Source organism: Corynebacterium sp. p3-SID1761 (assembly GCF_055862885.1).
In genome coordinates, this window is the sequence record NZ_JBSQBJ010000003.1 from 109,742 (window position 1) to 126,291 (window position 16,550).

Annotated in this window: 13 protein-coding genes; 6 read left to right on the forward strand and 7 right to left on the reverse strand. The window is 60.2% G+C overall.

The annotated features are described in order from the left end of the window. Nucleotides 1-45: 45 nt before the first annotated feature. From hpt to dacB, 3 genes are all read right to left on the reverse strand, one after another. Nucleotides 46-627, reverse strand: coding sequence for a hypoxanthine phosphoribosyltransferase (hpt, locus tag ACWXWJ_RS03200; RefSeq protein WP_293791050.1), 582 nt, complete (start codon nucleotides 625-627; stop codon nucleotides 46-48). A gap of 135 nt (nucleotides 628-762) precedes the next feature. Continuing rightward, nucleotides 763-1,821: a tRNA lysidine(34) synthetase TilS gene (gene tilS / locus ACWXWJ_RS03205; protein WP_473963526.1), complete on the reverse strand. Its 1,059-nt coding sequence runs from the start codon at nucleotides 1,819-1,821 to the stop codon at nucleotides 763-765. 9 nt (nucleotides 1,822-1,830) lie between these two features. Then, nucleotides 1,831-3,165, reverse strand: a complete 1,335-nt coding sequence (dacB, locus tag ACWXWJ_RS03210) for a D-alanyl-D-alanine carboxypeptidase/D-alanyl-D-alanine endopeptidase (RefSeq protein WP_473963527.1) — start codon at nucleotides 3,163-3,165, stop codon at nucleotides 1,831-1,833. Between the two features lie 46 nt (nucleotides 3,166-3,211). On the opposite strand from dacB, the gene ACWXWJ_RS03215 reads away from it, so the two are divergent. Then, nucleotides 3,212-3,694, forward strand: coding sequence for an inorganic diphosphatase (locus ACWXWJ_RS03215; protein ID WP_293791047.1), 483 nt, complete (start codon nucleotides 3,212-3,214; stop codon nucleotides 3,692-3,694). 125 nt (nucleotides 3,695-3,819) lie between these two features. Here the strand turns inward: ACWXWJ_RS03215 and ACWXWJ_RS03220 are convergent, their stop codons facing one another. Beyond that, nucleotides 3,820-6,231 carry an HAD-IC family P-type ATPase gene (locus ACWXWJ_RS03220; protein ID WP_473963528.1) on the reverse strand — a complete coding sequence of 804 codons (2,412 nt, stop codon included), beginning with the start codon at nucleotides 6,229-6,231 and terminating at the stop codon, nucleotides 3,820-3,822. A 102-nt stretch (nucleotides 6,232-6,333) separates the two neighbouring features. Here ACWXWJ_RS03220 and ACWXWJ_RS03225 point away from each other — a divergent pair, with 102 nt between their 5' ends. Genes ACWXWJ_RS03225 through ACWXWJ_RS03235 form a run of 3 tightly spaced genes read left to right on the forward strand, consistent with a single transcriptional unit; the run spans nucleotide 6,334 to nucleotide 11,037 of the window. Then, nucleotides 6,334-6,645, forward strand: a complete 312-nt coding sequence (locus tag ACWXWJ_RS03225) for a rhodanese-like domain-containing protein (protein ID WP_293791046.1) — start codon at nucleotides 6,334-6,336, stop codon at nucleotides 6,643-6,645. Nucleotides 6,646-6,677: 32 nt separating this feature from the next. After that, the gene (locus tag ACWXWJ_RS03230; protein ID WP_293791045.1) at nucleotides 6,678-7,124 is read left to right on the forward strand and encodes a MarR family winged helix-turn-helix transcriptional regulator; all 447 of its coding nucleotides are present in this window, start codon (nucleotides 6,678-6,680) and stop codon (nucleotides 7,122-7,124) included. 7 nt (nucleotides 7,125-7,131) lie between these two features. Further along, nucleotides 7,132-11,037 carry a Pls/PosA family non-ribosomal peptide synthetase gene (locus tag ACWXWJ_RS03235; RefSeq protein ID WP_473963529.1) on the forward strand — a complete coding sequence of 1,302 codons (3,906 nt, stop codon included), beginning with the start codon at nucleotides 7,132-7,134 and terminating at the stop codon, nucleotides 11,035-11,037. Here the strand turns inward: ACWXWJ_RS03235 and ppk2 are convergent. The 3 genes from ppk2 to groL form a co-directional block, all read right to left on the reverse strand. Further along, complete coding sequence (ppk2, locus tag ACWXWJ_RS03240) at nucleotides 11,034-11,924, reverse strand: polyphosphate kinase 2 (RefSeq protein WP_005296894.1); 891 nt, start codon at nucleotides 11,922-11,924, stop codon at nucleotides 11,034-11,036. The two genes, ACWXWJ_RS03235 and ppk2, sit on opposite strands and share 4 nt — an antisense overlap. A 172-nt stretch (nucleotides 11,925-12,096) precedes the next feature. Next, nucleotides 12,097-12,222, reverse strand: coding sequence for a PorACj family cell wall channel-forming small protein (locus ACWXWJ_RS03245; protein ID WP_168163075.1), 126 nt, complete (start codon nucleotides 12,220-12,222; stop codon nucleotides 12,097-12,099). Nucleotides 12,223-12,518: 296 nt separating this feature from the next. After that, nucleotides 12,519-14,162 (reverse strand): chaperonin GroEL, encoded by a 1,644-nt coding sequence (groL, locus tag ACWXWJ_RS03250; RefSeq protein ID WP_293792275.1) that lies wholly within the window; start codon nucleotides 14,160-14,162, stop codon nucleotides 12,519-12,521. 230 nt (nucleotides 14,163-14,392) lie between these two features. Between groL and ACWXWJ_RS03255 the strand changes: the two genes are divergently transcribed. Continuing rightward, nucleotides 14,393-15,796 carry a M20/M25/M40 family metallo-hydrolase gene (locus tag ACWXWJ_RS03255; protein ID WP_473963530.1) on the forward strand — a complete coding sequence of 468 codons (1,404 nt, stop codon included), beginning with the start codon at nucleotides 14,393-14,395 and terminating at the stop codon, nucleotides 15,794-15,796. Nucleotides 15,797-15,926: 130 nt separating this feature from the next. Next, nucleotides 15,927-16,547, forward strand: coding sequence for a hypothetical protein (locus tag ACWXWJ_RS03260; protein WP_448306990.1), 621 nt, complete (start codon nucleotides 15,927-15,929; stop codon nucleotides 16,545-16,547). Nucleotides 16,548-16,550: the final 3 nt, after the last annotated feature.

Consider the following 16,550-nt stretch of genomic DNA (forward strand, 5'->3'; position numbering starts at 1 on the left):
ATTTCCTAGTGAGTTGTTGAGTTAAAAAGCCGTGCGAACAGTGCTTTATTCGTAAACGCGAGGGTGCAGAGTGCCCACGTAGGGCAGATCGCGGTAGCGTTCGGCGAAGTCCAGGCCATAGCCCACGACGAACTCGTTGGGAATCTCGAATCCAACATCGGCCAGCTCAATCTGTACCTTCTGAGCCTCGGGCTTACGCAGCAAAGTAACGACGGACAGCGACTTCGGATGGCGGTTACGCAGGTTTTTCATCAGCCAGGACAGGGTCAGTCCGGAGTCGATAATGTCCTCGACAATCACCACGTTGCGGCCCTCGATGTCACGATCCAGATCCTTGAGGATACGCACCACGCCTGAAGAGCTGGTGGAATTGCCATAAGAGCTCACTGCCATGAACTCCAGCTGAGTTGGGATATCCAGCGCCCGTGCGAAGTCGGTAATAAAAAACACCGCGCCCTTCAGCACGCAAATGAGGATGAGGTCATCTTCTTCATCACGGAAACGGTCAGCGGTGGCCTTAGCCAGTTCTGCAACGCGAGCTTGCAGCGTTTCCTCGTCAATGAGGACACTTTCTAGGTCGTCGCCGTACGGATTTTCCGGGACATTGAAGTTCTTTTCGCTATGCATCGCAGACCTCGTCTCGTCGTGATTGGCTGTGTTAGTTCTCGGGTAGTTACTGGGTAGCTACTGGGGTGTTTTCTCGGCGGTATTCCGTCGTCGACTTCTCCGCCTTTATTGTCTGCCTGGCATTCTAGCGCGCAGCTACGACCGGGGGACAGTCGCCAACTGCAGATACCCTTCGCAGCGCCGTACCACCAGTCGGTGGGTACGCCGTTTCTCATTCATTGTAGGTGAGCCCGGCACCCCACCTGGACTTTCTTCCAAAGGCCCCTCCACAGGCCATGGCACCGCGGTACCTCCCTGCCCTTTCCACGCCATAACCAGCGCGTCTATTGCCTTGAGATGGCTACTTGTCAGAGGTCCCGTTTTATCGGTCAGCCACCGCCTCACGATCCTGCGCCGAAGCGCCGCTGGGTGCCGTTGTAATTCGGCGCAGTTTAATGACGCCCCCTTTTCAGCGACCGCTAACTCCCTTTCCGCCAACGCATTGAGCAATTCGGCGTCTTCCCGCAGCATCCGTGCGGTTCGCGCCACATTGGCTCCGAAGTGTTCCCCGAGAGCATCGTGCAAAAAGGGCAGCACCTGGGTGCGAATACGGCTGCGCAGATACGCATTGCTGTAGTTGTGTGGGTCCTCCCACCACTGCACGCCCGCGCTGCAGCATTCGGCCTCCGTCTGTTCCCGTGTACAGCGCAGCAGGGGGCGGCCCAGCCATGCTGCGCCCGCAGCCACTGCCGCATGGTCAGTGTGTACGGCGCGCATCCCCGCAATGGCCTCTGCTCCGGATCCGCGCACCAACCCGATGAGTACTCCCTCGGCATCGTCGTCGGCAGTGTGAGCAACCAATAGTGGCCTCCCGGCCGCTGCGGCACCTAGCGCACGGTAGCGTGCTTCGCGCGCCGGCCCCTCCCCCGCTCCATCGACATCAACGGTGCGGATCTCCGTGGTAGCCCCCAACGTGCAAGCGGTCTCCGCAGCCTTACATGCAATATCCGCGGACCCTTCCTGCAGTTGATGATCCACCACCACCGCATGCACCGGGATGTCACAGCGCAGTAAGCCGTGTACGAGCGCCAGGGAATCGGCTCCACCCGACAGCCCTACGGCTACCCCGGCGCGCACCTGCTGCGCTCGGATCGTGGGTGTACCTGGGTGATCCAACTCCTGCAGCCAGGCCCGGATCTCCGATTGAACGCTCATGAGAGAAAACTACCGAGCTGTACGCACCGCGTTCGCCAACCGATCCAGAGCCGGACGAGCGGTGTTTGGATCCGACTCATTCGACAGGAAAGCAAAGGTCAGTGGCCTGCCAGAGGCCGTCATCACTGTTCCTGCCAGAGCATTCACTCCAGAAAGAGTGCCGGTCTTAGCTCGCACCCAGCCGGCGGAATTCTCCGCTCCGGAGCCTTCGCCATAGCGTGCCTCCAGGGTGCCTTCCACACCGGAGACCGGCAGCAGGTCCAGAATCGGACGCACGTCCTTGTTGGCCAGCACGCCGTCTAACTCATGGGCGGTCAGGCGGTTCTTTTCGCTCATTCCAGAATTATCAAAGAGCACTGCATCGGCCGTATCAATACCGTGTTCACGCAGCACGTCCAGCGTCGCACCGGTAGCGCCCTCAAAGGTCGTTGGCGCCCCCTTTGCCTTGGCAACCTCGCGGCCAATGGCCTCTGCCAGCAAGTTATCGCTGTGTACCAGCATGTCGCGCAAGCGCACCTTTAGCGGTGCAGAGGTGACAGTTGCAATGGATTTGGCGCCACTGGAATTCGGCGTCATTTCGTCTTCGACAGCAACCTTCGCATCCACGCCAAGCGCATCAGCTACAGCGCGCCCCACATCTTCGCCGGGGGTGTGGGAACGAGCGGAATCGGACTTATTGGGATCGAGTCGGCCCGCATCAAGCATCACGGCATCGAGGTTGGCGACATTGCCTCCATCGATGTCGTCGTGATCCCAGGTTTCATTGAAGAGGTCGCCAGAACGCGGTGAGTTATCGACCACGATGGAAGTCACAGATTGGCTACCGAGTTGTTTCTTTGCTTCCTTGGCCAACTCGGCAATAGAGGCCGCATCAGTGAAGAACCCCTCGCCATTGCGCGACAAGGTCACGTCTCCGTCGCTGCGCAGAATGAGTGTGCTCGGATCCTGGGGATCCTGCAGTAGTTCAGTGCGCCACGTACTGTCATGGTCCAGCGCCAGCAGCGCAGCTGCGGCCGTAAAGATCTTGGTCGACGACGCCGGGGTGAGCTTTTGGTTTTCATCCTCGGCCCACAGCACCTCGCCAGTCTCCACATCCGTGACGGAGGCAGAAAGAACGCCCAAGGCGGGATCCGCGGCAGCGCGCCGCACGGCAGTCTGCACGTCGGGCACCGATCCGGTGGGAGTGTTCATGACTGCAGTGGGTTCGGCAATCTGCTGGGGCTCGTGCACCTCATAGCGGTTGCTCATTGACCACACCACAGCAGCCCCCACCACTAGAGCGACGACGACTACGAAGGCGACGATGCTCCACAGCCAGACTTTCAGGGACTTCTGCTTACTCACTCGCTTCACCCTAGCCGAAAAACACCGCTCGGTTAGAATGGTGCGCATGAGCAAAAACATCGAAGTAACCATTGAAATCCCGAAGGGTTCCCGCAACAAGTACGAGGTCGACCACGAGTCCGGCAAGGTCTACCTGGATCGCTACCTGTTCACCCCCATGGCCTACCCGGCTGACTATGGGTTTATTGACCACACGCTGGGCGAGGACGGCGATCCGCTGGACGCACTGGTGATCCTGCCGGAGCCGGTATTCCCTGGCGTGATCGTGAAGGCTCGCCCGGTCGGCGTATTCAAGATGACCGACGAGGCCGGCGGTGACGACAAGCTGCTGTGCGTACTGGATGACGTCCGCTTCGAGCAGTTCCAAGACATCGAAGACATCGATCAGTTCACCAAGAACGAGATCGAGCACTTCTTCGTTCACTACAAGGACCTGGAGCCGGGCAAGGAAGTCAATGGTTCCGGTTGGGGCAACAAGGCTGAGGCCGAGCGCATCCTGCAGGAAGCCATCGATCGCCACCAGGATTAATCGCGCTGAATGTATGCGCTGACTAGTTGCGCTGCCTAATAGCGTCTATCCTTCGACGCCGTTAAGTCTGGCCGAGCGAGAGAATCAGCCTAGCCAGCCTGACGTACTAGGCCTTCGGAGGGGGATTAACGATCCCCCTCCGTTTTCTTTTGCCAGCGGGTGGCTGCCTGGTGGGCAATCTCAATAAGCACAGCACCGCCCGCCCCTACGGCCAGACCCAAACTCATAAGTTGCAGATTCTCCGGGTGCAGCATCAATAGCTCGCGGAATGGTGGAACGAGGAAAATCACCAGGTATCCGCCCACACAGCAGACCAGCAGGAGTACCTTCCACCAGACCAGTGGTCTTGCCACGATGCCCAGCACCCAAAGCCCCATAGTGATCAGCGCCACAAGTACTGCAGTCCCGGCCTGCTGCCGTTGGATCTCCGGCACATCGGCGCCGGGGTAGATGATGATCCACATCGCCACACAGATGCTGCCGATAAGCACTCCGGAGGGGATGGCCAAGGACAGCACGCGTTGAACGAACCCTTCGCGCGGGCGCTCCGTGTTGGGAGCCAGAGACAGTACAAACGCTGGAATACCGATAGTGAACCATCCAGTGATCGTCACGTGAATCGGCTGGAATGGGAACGCGATACCCAGCACTGCTACCACTAGTGCAAGCACCACTGAATAGACGGTTTTCGTCAGGAAAAGGTGGGCTACGCGCTCGATATTGCCGATCACCCGGCGCCCTTCGGCCACCACGCGCGGCAGCGCGGAAAACTTATTCGTCAGCAGCACCAGCTGCGCCACGCTGCGTGTCGCCGGTGCACCCGACCCCATGGCTACGCCAATGTCGGCTTTCTTCAGCGCCAACACGTCATTGACTCCATCGCCGGTCATCGCGACCGTGCGATTCTGTCGGTGCAGAGATCCCACCATTTGCTGTTTTTGCTCGGGGCTCACACGCCCGAAGACGTTTGCACGGGCAATCTCTTCGTCAAAGGCTGCCTCATCCAGGTCGCTGAGAGTACGGGCGTCGACCGCCACAAGCTCCCGGTCCGTAGCCTTGCGTGCCACAGCTGCCACCGAGTCCGGGTTGTCGCCGGAGATGACTTTGATGTCCACGTTTTGTTTATCGAAGAACTCGAGCGTCTCGCGGGCATCGGAGCGCAGTTGTTGGCGCAGCACAACCAGCACAGGTTCGTCGAGTTGCGGGGCGGCATCCATGGTGAGGCTGTCGGTGTTCATCCAATCGTGACCGCCGCCTTTGACCTGGCCGAAAACGAGAAGGCGAAGCCCCTGATCCCCTAGTTTCTTGGCTGTTTTGGCGGCGGGGCTTCCTTCGTGCAGAAGTACATCGGGCGCGCCCATGATCCACGCAGTGGCATTGGATACAGCGAACCCCGAGAACTTGTACCGCGAGTTAAAGGGAATCTCTTGGCCCTGCCACTGTTCAGGCTCTACGCCCCACTCACGCAACCCGGCCACGATAGAGCGGGCGGTGTCGTTGAGCTCGTCCTGGGCGCTCAGCATGGCGGCGAGGTTGCGGCCCCAGGATTCCTCCGCGTCCTTTCCTTCGGCGGTGACGATGGAGTCCAGCTCCATCTCATTCGTGGTGAGCGTTCCGGTCTTATCCGTGCATACAGTATTGACGCGGGCGAGTCCCTCAATAGCTACGAGTTCGTTGACCAGGGCTTTGAACTTGCCGAGGCGGATTACGCCCGCGGCAAAAGCTATGGAAGTCATGAGAACCAGCCCCTCCGGCACCATCGGAACGATAGCGGCAGCCATTGAGAGGATGGATTCGCGCAGGCTCGTGCCAGAACGCACAAGCTGTGTCCAGATTGTAAGAATACCGGTGGGGATCAACAGCCAGGTAATGACCTTGAGGATGCTATTGATCCCGTTCATAAGCACGGAATCGGTAAGCGAAAACTCGCTTGCTTGCGACGCCAAGCGTGCGGCATAGGCCTCGTCTCCGACCTTGTCGGTGCGAAACAATGCGGAGCCCTCATTGACGATGGAGCCCGAAAGGATTTCCGCTCCTTCCGCCTTGGACACAGCATCGGCTTCCCCTGTGAGTTGGGATTCGTCGACGCGCACAGAACCGGAAACCACAGTGCCGTCCACGACGACCTCGTCACCGGGGCGAAGTTTGATGATGTCCCCCAACACCACCTCGTGCTGTGGAATGGACTTTTCTGCACCATCGCGGATGACAGTTGGTTCTGATTCGCCGACAATGCGCAGCTTGTCGAGGGTCTTTTTCGCCCGCAGTTCCTGGATCACGCCCACCGCGGAGTTGGCGATGATAAGTAGACCAAAGGCAGCATTGATCACTGAGCCAGTGGACAGCACGATTGCACACAGCACCCCGAGGATGGCATTGACGCGCGCGAAGATATTGGCGCGCAGGATCTGTGCCACACTCCTGCCGGTTCCGCTGCCCGGCGCATTAATCTCGCCGCGCTGCGTGCGTGCTGCTACCTCTTCAGTAGTGAGCCCCCGCGTGGGGTCGGTATCAACCCGCCCGCTCGTGCTCTCCACTTCAACCTCCTTCGTTGATGGCCACTAGAAAACTGCTCTCAGTGCTCCTTCCATTTAACTCCACTTAACTCCCCACCCAACCCTTGCCTACAATGGGGCGACATGAGTGAATTCGAGACTGTACAGCCCACCGACGTTCCCTCCGGCGCGCAGCTGGTCGACATCCGCGAGGTAGATGAATACAACCAGTGGCATGCGGAGGGCGCGATTAACCTTCCTCTTTCCGAGCTGCAGGCCCGATACGGCGAGCTGGATCTGAACGAGGATATTTACCTCATTTGCCTGTCTGGTGGCCGTTCCGCCCGTGCCTGCCAGTGGCTTGAGCAAAACGGCATCGAAGCTATCAACGTGGCCAATGGCACGGCTGGTTGGCGCGACGCCGGCCTCCCCATCGTGGGGCAACCCCACAATTAGACAACACCCATTGTCAGCGTTATATTTGTGGCATGTCCGAATCTATGCCACTACCCGCTGACTTGTTGTCTTCGCCCTCATTCCAGCTTGAGCGCCTCCGCCGTCGCACTCGCGATTTTGTGGAGACGGCGCTCGCTGCAGAGGGCTTCAACCTGCGTGAATTCTGGGTTCTTGCCTGCCTCGTCGATGGCGATGCAGCTAGCCAGGCAACGCTGGGTGAAATCCTTGGAGTGGATCGTTCCGATATGGTTCGCCTCGTCGATTCCCTGGAAAAGCGCAGCCTCGCGAAGAGGGTCAAAGATCCGAAGGATCGTCGCCGCCAGATCATCTCAGTAACCAAGAAGGGCAATAAGGCCTACAGCAGCCTGGCCCCACTGGTTCACGCCGCAGAGGATAGGGCACTTGATGACTCGACCTCCAAGCAGCTGAAGCACTTGAGCAAGCTAGCCAAGGCCATCATCGCGAGCGAGGAGGCCTAGACCCACAGTGCACATCCCTTCCCGGTACCTCCGTTCTAACGAGGCACCGGAGCCTCGCACGCTCATCGACATTGTTCGTGCGACGGCTTCGGCATGCCCTGAAGCCCCCGCCATCGACGACGGCAAGGGGGTCATTACCTATTCCGAGCTCCTCGACGAGATCGAAACGACCGCTAAATGGCTGCACGAGCGCGGCCTTGGTCGCGGCGACCGCATCGGTATTCGCATGCCCAGCGGTGATCGCGCGCTCTACATAGCTATTCTGTCGACCCTCGCAGTCGGTGCTGCTTATGTACCTGTGGACGCCGACGACCCCGAGGAACGAGCCTCCCTTGTCTTTGGCGAAGCCAATGTGGCCGCAATCTACGGCGCCGACGGGCTGCGGGTAGTTGACGAGACCTTGCACACCGGTTCGAGCACCGGTTCCGATAATTCCGCTAAGACCTTCGGCCCTGACCTGGAGACCGATGCATGGATCATCTTCACCTCCGGCTCCACGGGTAAGCCAAAGGGTGTCGCGGTAACGCACCGCAACGCCGCAGCTTTCGTGGATGCTGAGGCCGAAATGTTCCTACAGGATGAGCCATTGGCTCCTGGCGACCGTGTCCTGGCTGGCCTATCCGTCGCCTTCGACGCTTCGTGTGAGGAAATGTGGCTGGCCTGGCGCCACGGCGCCTGCCTAGTGCCTGCCCCGCGTGCCCTCGTGCGTTCCGGCGTGGACCTGGGGCCCTGGCTGGTTTCCCGCAACGTGACCGCTGTGTCCACCGTGCCTACCCTGGCTGGACTCTGGCCTGACGAAGCTCTGGACGCAGTACGCCTGTTGATCTTCGGCGGTGAAGCCTGCCCGCCAGAACTGGCCGCCCGCCTGGCCACCGACTCCCGCGAACTGTGGAACACATATGGCCCGACCGAGGCCACCGTCGTTGCCTGCGGAACCACCATGGATGGGGTGCGCCCGGTATCAATCGGCATTCCCCTCCGCGGCTGGGATCTCGCCGTCGTGGATGCCAACAACCAGCCGGTCAGCTGGGGCGAAACCGGCGAACTCATCATTGGTGGCGTTGGCTTGGCTCGTTACTTGGATCCAGAAAAGGATGCAGAGAAGTTCGCGCCCATGCCGGAGCTCGGCTGGGAGCGTGCTTATCGTTCCGGTGACCACGTACGCCTCGAGGAAGATGGCCTGTACTTCGTCGGTCGCATCGACGACCAGGTGAAGATCGGTGGGCGTCGAATCGAACTCGGCGAGGTAGACGCGGCGCTATCCGCCCTCCCCGGCGTGCGCAGTTCCACCGTCGTCGTGCAGACCACCGGTGGCGGAGACAAGGTACTGGTGGGATACGTCTCTACAGAGGAAAGCGTAGAGAGTTTCGACCAGCAGCAGGCTCTGCAGCAACTGCGCGATGCACTGCCCGCAGCCATGGTTCCGCGCCTCTGCGCGCTGGACGAGCTGCCGGTAACGACCTCCGGCAAGGTGGACAAGAAAGCTCTGCCGTGGCCACTGCCCTCCACTGGCACCGCTGAGTTCGACAACCCGACCCAGCAATGGCTGGCCGAACTGTTCGCCGATGCCCTGGGCACTGCAGTGAACAGCCCGGATGCGGATTTCTTTAATCTCGGTGGCACCTCTTTGGGTGCCGCAACGTTGATCAGTCGCGTCCGTAAGGAAGTCCCGACTGTCAGCGTGCGCGATCTTTATGATCACTCTCGTCTGGCCGCCCTGGCCGAGCACATCGACTCTAAGCGCGAGAAGGCCGGTACCAAGGGAACCAGCTCCGGCGCACAGGCCAAGGACGTGAAACCCGCCAAACCGGTGGGCATCGGCACCCGCCTGGCGCAGGCGCTAATCCAGATTCCGGCGCTAACCCTAGCGGGCGCGCAATGGGTCACTTGGATCCTGGTGTTTAATGCAATCCTTTTCCACGGCTCCTCCTGGGCGGGCGACCTCCCGTGGGTCGTCGACGTTCCCTTGGCCGTGGTCATTGCTGCAGTGATCATCTTCGCTACCCCCTTGGGCCGCCTGCCGCTGTCCGCGCTGCTCATTCGCCTGATAACCGCCGGCATCGGCGAGGGCGATTACAAACGTGGCGGCTCGGTTCACCTGCGTATCTGGGCTGCCGAACGCGTGGCGGATTCCTCTGGCGCACGCGATGTCTCGGGTGCGGCCTGGATTACCACGTACGCTCGTTGGCTGGGCGCAAAGGTCGGCAAGGGGGCGCAGATGCACACCCTTCCACCAGTCACCGGCCTGCTCACTCTGGGTAAGCACTGCTCTATCGAGCAGGAAGTGGATCTTTCTGGCTACTGGCTGGAGGGCGACGTACTGCACGTCGGCAGGATTGAGATCGGCAAGGATGCCTCCATCGGCGCCCGCTCTACCCTGTTCCCGGGCGCGCGCATCGGCGCACGTGCTCACATCGAGCCCGGCTCGGCTGTGACGGGAGCCAAGAAGGTCAAGGCAGGGTCGCAGTGGGCTGGTTCGCCCGCGGTGAAGGTCGGCAAGGCCCGCAACCGCTTCCCAGAGCAGGCTGCCCCGCGGCGCACCATGTGGTTCTGGCTCTATGCGCTGAGCGCAATCGTCATGTCCCTGCTGCCCCTCGTGGCCCTGTTCGCCGCCGCTGCGTTCGTACTGTGGCTTGTTCCTTCCGACGCCCCCTTGCTGGCACTTCCCCTTGCAGCAGCCGGTGGCCTGGTGGCATTTGCCACCTACACCGCACTGACTTGGCTATTCGTTCGCGTGCTATCTATAGGCCTCAAGCCGGGCGTGGTGGCCGTCCGCAGCCTCAGTGGCTGGCGGGTATGGGCCATTGAGCGCCTGATGGATAGTGCGCGTACTCAGCTGTTCCCGATGTACGCCGCCCAGCTGACCCCGCTGTGGTTCCGCAGCCTCGGTGCCAAGGTGGGCAAGGACGCGGAGATCTCCACCGCCGTCATGGTGCCGCGCTTCACAGAGGTGCGTGAAGGCGCATTCCTGGCGGATGACACGATGGTCGGCGGTTATGAGCTCGGCGGTGGCGGCTGGATGCTTACCGGCAACACCAAGGTCGGTAAGCGCTCCTTCCTGGGCAACTCCGGTATTGCCGGCCCGGAACGCACGCTGAAGAAGAACTCTTTGGTGGCTGTGCTCTCCTCTACCCCGGAGAAGACGAAGTCCGGCAGCAACTGGCTGGGTTCCCCACCGGAGCGTCTACGTCGCGTGACCGTGGAAGCCGGCGGCGAGTCCCGTACTTATAACCCGGGCTTCGGCCTGAAGGTCGCTCGTGGCATTGTGGAGACTCTGCGCCTGCTGGCGCCGATGACCTCCGCAATGATTGCCGCGGGTGTGGTGCTGGCACTTCAGTGGGTGCTGGTAAACCAGGGCATCTGGCAGACGTTCGCTGTCTCTGGCGTAGTTCTCGTCGGCGCGGGCTTTGTAGCCGCGGCGGTGACGGTGTTGATGAAGTGGCTGTGTGTGCAGCGCATCAAGGCTGGCGACCACCAACTTTGGTCGGCTTTCGTCTGGCTTAACGAGCTGCAGGATCAGTTTGTGGAGACCGTGGCTGGCCCATGGTTCTTGGCCCACACAATGGGCACCGGCAGCCTGAATATGTTCCTACGCACCCTCGGCGCAAAGATCGGCCGGGGTGCTTGGCTGGATACCTATTGGCTGCCGGAGGCGGATCTGGTGAAGATCGGCCGGGGCGCCAGCGTAGGCCCGGGTTGTGTGGTGCAGACGCACCTTTTCCAGGACCGAGTGATGAGTTTGGATACCGTCACGCTCGGTGACGGTGCAACGATGGGGCCACACAGCGTGGCTCTGCCTGCCGCAGCGATCGAGCAGGCAGCGACGGTCGGCCCGGCGTCACTAGTTATGCGCGGCGACCACGTGCCTGCAGCCACTAGGTGGCAGGGCAACCCGATCGAGATCGTCGACTAGTCGCCGATCTGGTCGCGGCCGCGCTTGACGATCTTCGGATCCGGTTCGCCGACGACCTCGTGGTCCTTGTCGGCGTATTCGAACTTCGACAGGACGTAGCGCATAGCGTTGATGCGAGCGCGCTTCTTGTCGTTGGACTTAATGGTGATCCACGGGGACTCGTTGGTGTCCGTGTAGCGGAACTGCTCTTCCTTGGCACGGGTGTAGTCGTCCCATTTGTCCAGGGAGGCCAGATCCATGGGGGAAAGCTTCCACTGACGAACCGGATCCACCTGGCGAATGGCGAAGCGGGTGCGCTGCTCCTTCTGGGTAACGGAGAACCACAGCTTCGTCAGGGAGATGCCCGAGCCCATGATCATGTTCTCCAGCATAGGAACCTCGCGCAGGAACTCTGCGTGCTGATCGTTGGTGCAGAAGCCCATCACGCGCTCCACGCCAGAGCGGTTGTACCAGGAGCGGTCGAAGAAGACGATCTCGCCGCCGCATGGGAAGTGTTGGACGTAGCGCTGGAAGTACCAGGAGGTGGACTCGCGCTCAGAAGGCTTCTCCAAAGCCACAGTGCGGGCACCACGGGGGTTGAGGTGCTCGTTGAAGCGCTTGATGGTGCCGCCCTTGCCGGCAGCGTCGCGTCCCTCGAAAATGATGATGTGCTTCTGGCCCGTATCCTTGGTCCAGTTCTGGAACTTCAGCAGCTCGATCTGCAGGGCGCGCTTGGTGGTTTCGTACTCCTCGCGGCTCATGCGCTCGTCGTAGGGGTACTGGTCGCGCCAAGTATCGACGCGGTGGCCGTCGGGGGTGATCAGTACCGGATCGTCTTCATCCGAATCGTCCACCAAGTAGCCCTCGGTAGCGGCCAGATCAACCATGTGGAATTCTTCTTCGGCCATGTGCCTAGGTTCTCCTTCGCCTGAAGCTTTTAGACTCTAATTAACACTATCTAGTCTAGTGCGTTCGGTGTTGCCATACAGCGCTGAATGATGTTGCGATACAGCACGGCTCAATTAGGCATGAAAAAACCCCGGCCGAAGCCGGGGTTTTAACAATCGCTAGAAGCGGAACTTACTTGGAAGCACCGGTCCATGCAACGATGGTCTTGATAACGTCCTTCAGGCCCTTGAAGATGTTGCCGAAGCCGCCCAGGAAGTCGCCCAGCTGGCCGAAGATGGTGGTAATCTGATCGATCATGATGTTCTCCTCTTAAGAGATAAGGGGCGCCAGTTTTTCTGTGCCCAGAACTTTCTAGTGGTAGTGACGCCCCCTGTAGGCCGTCTGGGGAATACAGTAGCGTATCTGCGAAACAACACAACCCCTGAGAGGACTCTTCCCCACACCATTCCCCCAGCAGGGGGTAACGGTTTGGTAACGTCCCAGCTCAGAGGCTATTTTACAGTTAGTATACCTAGGTGAATTTTAGGGAAACTAGCTATTTTTAACAGTTTTCCGGGACTCTTCCAAGCCCCGAGAAACTCGGGCTAAAGCCTTTAGAAGCCGCCCATGCCACCCATCTCATCGGCGCCCGGCATAGCCGGTGCTTCAGGCTCCGGCTTATCCGCGACAACAGCCTCAGTCGTCAGGAACAGCGCGGCGATGGAAGCGGCGTTCTGCAGTGCAGAACGGGTCACCTTCACTGGGTCGGAAATGCCGGCCTCCAGGAGGTCCACATACTCGCCGGTGGCAGCGTTCAGACCCTGACCGACAGGCAGGTTGGCAACCTTATCGACAACCACACCGGGCTCCAGGCCAGCGTTGTGGGCGATCTGCTTCAGCGGGGAAGCCAGAGCGGCGCGCACAATCTGTACACCGGTTGCCTCGTCGCCTTCCAGACCCAGGTTGTCGTCCAGCACGCTAGCGGTCTGCAGCAGAGCTGCGCCGCCGCCGGCGACAATGCCCTCCTCTGCGGCTGCCTTAGCATTACGTACAGCATCCTCGATACGGTGCTTACGCTCCTTCAGCTCCACCTCGGTAGCAGCGCCGACCTGCAGCACTGCAACACCGCCGGACAGCTTAGCCAGGCGCTCCTGCAGCTTCTCTGCGTCGTAGTCGGAGTCTGCGTTCTCGATCTCCTGGCGAATCTGCTTGATACGGCCAGCCAGCTGCTCCGGGGAACCTGCACCATCGACGATGGTCGTGTCGTCCTTGGTCACCACAACCTTGCGGGCGGTGCCCAGCATTGGTAGGTCGGCGGTCTCCAGGGACAGGCCAACCTCCTCCGCGATAACCTGGCCACCGGTCAGGATCGCAATGTCCTGCAGCTGTGCCTTGCGGCGGTCGCCGAAGCCCGGTGCCTTCACGGCGACGGACTTGAAGGTGCCACGAATCTTGTTCACAACCAGGGTGGACAGAGCCTCACCCTCGATATCCTCAGCAACGATCAGCAGCGGCTTGCCGGACTGCATAACCTTCTCCAGCAGCGGCAGCAGATCCTTTACGTTGGAGATCTTGGAGCTAACCAGCAGGATGTACGGATCCTCCAGAACAGCCTCGCCACGCTCTACGTCGGTGGCGAAGTAACCGGAGATGTAGCCCTTGTCGAAGCGCATACCCTCGGTAACCTCAAGGTTCACACCGAAAGCGTTGGACTCCTCAACGGTGATCACACCGTCCTTGTTCAGCTGGCCATCGCCGACCTTGTACATAGCCTCGGCGATCAGCTGGCCGATCTTCTCATCGGCAGCAGAGATGCCGGCGGTAGCGGCGATCTGCTCCTGAGTCTCGATCTCCTTGGCGTGCCCCAGCAGCTCAGCCGTTACCTTCTCCACGCCAGCCTGGATACCGCGCTTAATACCCATTGGGTTGGAACCGGCTGCCACGTTGCGCAGTCCTTCGCGGACCAGAGCCTGGGCCAGAACGGTAGCGGTGGTGGTGCCGTCGCCAGCGACGTCATCGGTCTTCTTGGCAACTTCCTTGACCAGCTCTGCGCCGATCTTTTCGTAGGGGTCTTCCAGCTCGATTTCGCGAGCGATCGTCACACCGTCGTTGGTGATCGTCGGGGCGCCCCACTTGCGCTCCAGGACGACGTTGCGTCCCTTCGGGCCGAGGGTTACCTTAACCGCGTCTGCCAGGGTGTTCAGACCCTTTTCCAGCCCGCGGCGTGCTTCTTCGTCGAATGCAATCATTTTAGCCATGAGGCTTTTCGATCCTCCGTTAGAGTTGGCGACACATACGGTTCAGATCAAGCGCCCGCGACGGCACGGGGGACGAATGTCGCGACGTCCACCCTCACTTCATCTGACGGTTATTTTCTGGCACTCCCTTAGTTCAAGTGCTAACCCCGTTTTTAGCACCCTCCCTTGCCGTCTGCAAGATACTGTCCAGGAGAGTCAGCTGTCCGAGACGGTCGCTACAGTAGTTATTTATGAGCGATACCAACATTGATTCCAATGCCTCTCAGTTAGACCTCGCACGCACCGCCATCGCAGAGCAGATGCCGCAGCTCAAGGAAGACCTCACCAAACTCGTATCTTTCAAGTCTGTCCACTCCACCTCAGGACTGGAGGAAGATAACGCCGCGGCCGCCCAGTGGGTCGTTGATGCTTTCACCAGCGTAGGCATTCCCGTCAGCGGCCATGTCACCACCGATGGCTCCACCTCCGTCATTGGCCTGCGTGAACCTGCCGAGGGCTACCCCACCATCCTTCTCTATTCGCACTTCGACGTTCAGCCTGCGGGTGATGTAACCGAGTGGACCGATGACCCGTGGACCCTTACCGAGCGCGATGGTCGCTGGTATGGCCGCGGAACCGCTGACTGCAAAGGCCACGTTGCCATGCACGTTGCGGTACTGCGCGCCCTTTCCATTCTTTCGGACGCCCACTTCCCCGCCGCTAAGAAACTCGGCATCCGGATCGTTGTCGAAGGCTCGGAAGAGCGCGGAGGCTATGGCTTGGAGGACCTTTTGGCCGAGAAGCCGGAGCTTTTCGCTGCCGACACTTTCCTGATTGCCGATTCCGGCAATGACGTTTTGGGCGAGCCAAGCCTCTGCACCGCGTTGCGCGGTTCCGCACCGGTGACAGTGCGACTCCGCACCCTGGAGCAACCCATGCACTCCGGCCAATTCGGCGGCGCGGCTCCCGATGCCCTCGTAGAGCTAGTGCAACTACTATCCACCCTGCACGACAGCGACGGCCTGGTGGCCGTCCCGGGATTGGAACCAAAGGAGCGTTGGGGTGGCGTCGGACCAACCGAACAGGCATTCCGCGACAATGCCACGGTGACCGAGGGCGTAGAGCTCTACGGCGCCGGCGAGTGGCAGCCGAACGATTTGACGGTAATGAACCCCTCCATCACGATCACAGGTTTGGATGCGCTATCCGTGGCGAACTCGGTGAACTCTGTTCCTGCAACGGCTGCGGCTGTAGTTAGCCTGCGCGTCCCCCCGGGACGCGACCCGCAGGAATGCCAGGATCTGCTGGTCAAGCACCTGGAAAGCCAGAAGGTCAATGCGGAGATGGAGATCGAGCGTGGCTCTTTGGCGGAAGCCTTCCAGGCGGATACTTCCGGCCCGGCACTGCAGCTGCTCGGGGAGGCACTGAGCGAGGTGTACAGCAAGAAGACTATGGAGGTCGCGTCCGGCGGATCCATCCCGCTAACAAATAAATTGCTGGCTGCCCACCCAGAGGCAGAGCTTGCTTTGTTCGGCATCGAAGAACCGACGTGCCGCATCCACTCGGCGGACGAATCGGTGGATCCGGCGGAGATCGAAGCCATCGCGACGGCAGAACTGCTATTCCTGCTACGCACCGCCGAAAATCTCACCTAATGAGAACTAAACAACAATTTGATTCTTATAGTGAGACGGATTACATTATTTAAGTAGCAATATTTTATAGAGGCGCCCCCACGGCGCCCCTTTTAAGCCACTAGATCTTGTTCCAGAAATTCGAGTCATCATGAACGTTTCCTCTACGAACACCACGACCTTGATCCGTTTTGCGAGCCCGGACCAGGACCTGGATCTAGATGCGCCTGTATACACCCCGCTCCCCAGCGGCCGTCGCTCCACCGCGAAGACGTACAGCGAGCCGGTTCACACCCGTATCGAAAAGCGTCGCAAGCGCACCCGTACTTTCGCGGAGGATCCTTTCCGCGCTCGTTTCGGCCAGCGTCTGCCGGTAGGCATGCGTCAGGAAGCACGCGGCATGGAGTGGAAGAAGTTTATCCGCACCTACGCTCCCGCTACGATCCGCGTGGACTACCTGAAGTCCGCACGTCGCTCGCTGGGGCGGCACGACTTTGACATGCAAATCAGCGGCCTGCGCGCTGATGGTCAGTCAACTCGCGTACAGATCACCGCCATGGGAGCTTCCTCTGCCATGAGCGAGACTCTGGCCGACCACGGATTCCAGGTAGAGATCGCCGAGTTCCACCAGTACGACATCTTCGAGGCCACCGTGACCTTCATCTACGCGGTGCACAAGTCCAAGCGTGTATGGGCCGTCGGCTTCGGCGCGGATCGCGATACTTCTATCGCGAACGCTCTGTGCAACGCGGCTTCCCGCCTGCACTTTTAATAG

Coding starts and splice junctions, on each gene's coding strand:
- ACWXWJ_RS03260 (WP_448306990.1), top strand. CDS start 15,927: ATGAACGTTTCCTCTACGAACACCACGACCTTGATCCGTTTTGCGAGC.
- ACWXWJ_RS03215 (WP_293791047.1), top strand. CDS start 3,212: ATGAGCAAAAACATCGAAGTAACCATTGAAATCCCGAAGGGTTCCCGC.
- ppk2 (WP_005296894.1), bottom strand. CDS start 11,924: ATGGCCGAAGAAGAATTCCACATGGTTGATCTGGCCGCTACCGAGGGC.
- ACWXWJ_RS03230 (WP_293791045.1), top strand. CDS start 6,678: ATGTCCGAATCTATGCCACTACCCGCTGACTTGTTGTCTTCGCCCTCA.
- ACWXWJ_RS03255 (WP_473963530.1), top strand. CDS start 14,393: ATGAGCGATACCAACATTGATTCCAATGCCTCTCAGTTAGACCTCGCA.
- ACWXWJ_RS03225 (WP_293791046.1), top strand. CDS start 6,334: ATGAGTGAATTCGAGACTGTACAGCCCACCGACGTTCCCTCCGGCGCG.
- ACWXWJ_RS03245 (WP_168163075.1), bottom strand. CDS start 12,222: ATGATCGATCAGATTACCACCATCTTCGGCCAGCTGGGCGACTTCCTG.
- hpt (WP_293791050.1), bottom strand. CDS start 627: ATGCATAGCGAAAAGAACTTCAATGTCCCGGAAAATCCGTACGGCGAC.
- groL (WP_293792275.1), bottom strand. CDS start 14,162: ATGGCTAAAATGATTGCATTCGACGAAGAAGCACGCCGCGGGCTGGAA.
- tilS (WP_473963526.1), bottom strand. CDS start 1,821: ATGAGCGTTCAATCGGAGATCCGGGCCTGGCTGCAGGAGTTGGATCAC.